This window comes from Lentilactobacillus sp., assembly GCF_040773105.1.
Taxonomy (GTDB): domain Bacteria; phylum Bacillota; class Bacilli; order Lactobacillales; family Lactobacillaceae; genus Lentilactobacillus; species Lentilactobacillus parabuchneri.
In genome coordinates this window covers 1-1,956 of record NZ_JAXGWW010000307.1, presented here as the reverse complement: position 1 = coordinate 1,956, position 1,956 = coordinate 1, and the positions used below count along the sequence as shown (strand labels likewise).

Here is a 1,956-nt window from a genome sequence, read left to right as displayed (position 1 = left end):
TGATCTGAGTCAATTGGGCGAACAATCATTAACTTTTTTCCAACCAGCGATGGGTCTTTTTGGGTAGATACAACACTACCAATCACTCTAGCCATATACAATTTTCATCAGTCCTAATCTTTATTTTGATATTCTTCTTATTACAGATTTCCAAGCCCTCATCCGTTAACGTCTGACTCGCAGTTTTTATTAGAAGCGCGTTATCCGGCAATGCGGCTATTTCTCCTCTAGAAATAATCTTATTATAGTTGGCTACAATAAGCGAATTTCGACCAACGATAAAATTGATTGGCCAGTCCAAGACCATGGTTCGTGGAATAAAATTGACGATCTGTTCATTGACTTGGATATAAAATTGAACATCATAGTTCAATCCGCTTAGGATCCATGAAGTCCAGGCACTATCCCGTTTCAACGAATACAAATCTTTTATTAGCTGGACAGAAACATTTTTTAAAATGACACAGCCATAATCAATAAATACTTGCTTGTCCGGTGGAGATGGCAATTCATTAAAGAAAAGAATCTTATTTGAAGCCTGTCTTTTCTTTAACTTTTCAATAACTTTTTGAACTAAGTCATCCATCAGCACACCTCCGGCTCATTCAATATAATTAGATTATTGTTCCTCGGTGCTATCTGAAGCTTGAATCGTTGGTAAAATTGTCTCAACTTCGCTGTGTGGACGAGGAATGACGTACGAGGAAACAACTTCGCCGACATTTTTAGCTGCTTGAAGGCCGGCATCAACGGCAGATTTAACGGCCCCAACATCTCCTCTGATCATAACGGTTACCAATCCAGCACCAATTTTTTCTTGACCGGTCAATTCAACATTGGCGGCTTTTACCATCGCATCTGCAGCTTCAATCGAAGGTACTAATCCTTTAGTTTCAATCATTCCCAAAGCGTTGTTCATTGTTCTTCCTCCTATTTCTTCTTCAACTCATCATAATGGATGCATTTGTTATGTGGTTCGCCCTTCTTTCGAGGACACTTTGGATCACCACATAAATTACATGTCACCCTATCACCAGGCTTGTCATCATCTGACTCGCCGTCATCTTCCTCATCATCGTCGTCATCATTGGAATGCGTTTCCTGCATTTTCTCCTCTGGCTCTGCCGTTGGTTCTGCGGCGGCCGCTTGAACATTTGAAGATTGATGGTCCGGATGTGGCCCAAACATTGCTGATTCCTTCATTGACCCATCTGGATTATATTTTTCGGGGTTAAAGTTTTGGGGCGCAACGTCACTTGCCCCTGAGGTCCCCAATCCGTCCAAGCCTTTGGCAGGACTACCAATTACAAGGCCAGCAACATATTGCTTAGGCAATGTTTGTTTAACCGTTTCCACAGCAACTTTCAGCGCGGCAATGTCACCCGTAAACTCTAGCGTAATCCAACCATTATCGGCATTGCGAATCCTGCTAAGTTTAACGTCACTTGTCTTTAACATGCGATCAGCGGCAACAGTTGCGCTGGACAATCCATTACACTCTACATATCCTAACGCTTCCATAATTTTATCCCCATTCATGATAGTTTCTTAAAGGGTATCCCCTTTACTAACCGAGCGGCATTTGCGCCTAGTCTTCGTAACTGTTGGTCATCATTAATCGTTAGATCAAACAGGGGAGCCTGCTCCGGTAAATTCTTATAATGAACAACATATCGGTTGTTCTCGTAAGCAATTCCTCCCGATAGTCGAGAAGCAAGTGCCGCTTGAGATGCCCTGGAAACAATATTATTGATAGAAATATCCTTAGTGGAAACCGTAATTTGTTCTTCTTCGATCCCATTAAGAATTGGTTTCAAGTGGCTTTGAGGCAACGATCCCGTGCCATTTATCCCAATGACAATTGTCGGTTTTTCAAGATTGTCAGCCATTTTGTTGCCCTCTTTCTTCCGCATATCGAAGAACAAGCCCAGTGGCCACCGCATTCCGCGGTCCCAT

5 protein-coding genes are annotated in these 1,956 nt (G+C 42.4%); all 5 read right to left on the bottom strand.

Annotated features, from left to right (window positions below; all coding sequences use genetic code 11):
• Positions 1-95 (bottom strand): EutN/CcmL family microcompartment protein (locus tag AB3112_RS11075; RefSeq protein ID WP_367334523.1); only part of this gene is annotated, 95 nt, incomplete at its 3' end.
• A complete protein-coding gene (gene pduM, locus AB3112_RS11070) occupies positions 83-586 on the bottom strand; it encodes a PduM family microcompartment protein (RefSeq protein ID WP_153152758.1) in 504 nt (167 codons plus the stop codon). The genes pduM and AB3112_RS11075, both read right to left, overlap by 13 nt.
• Before the next feature lie 33 nt (positions 587-619).
• On the bottom strand, positions 620-919 hold the full coding sequence (locus AB3112_RS11065) for a BMC domain-containing protein (RefSeq protein ID WP_054734285.1): 300 nt from the start codon (positions 917-919) through the stop codon (positions 620-622).
• 11 nt (positions 920-930) lie between these two features.
• Complete coding sequence (locus AB3112_RS11060) at positions 931-1,521, bottom strand: BMC domain-containing protein (RefSeq protein ID WP_367334522.1); 591 nt, start codon at positions 1,519-1,521, stop codon at positions 931-933.
• A 14-nt stretch (positions 1,522-1,535) separates the two neighbouring features.
• Positions 1,536-1,956 (bottom strand): glycerol dehydratase reactivase beta/small subunit family protein (locus AB3112_RS11055; protein WP_367334521.1); only part of this gene is annotated, 421 nt, incomplete at its 5' end.

Bases quoted from the DNA above. Each gene is read 5' to 3' on its own strand.
- pduM (WP_153152758.1), bottom strand. From the start codon at position 586: ATGGATGACTTAGTTCAAAAAGTTATTGAAAAGTTAAAGAAAAGACAG.
- AB3112_RS11065 (WP_054734285.1), bottom strand. From the start codon at position 919: ATGAACAACGCTTTGGGAATGATTGAAACTAAAGGATTAGTACCTTCG.
- AB3112_RS11060 (WP_367334522.1), bottom strand. From the start codon at position 1,521: ATGGAAGCGTTAGGATATGTAGAGTGTAATGGATTGTCCAGCGCAACT.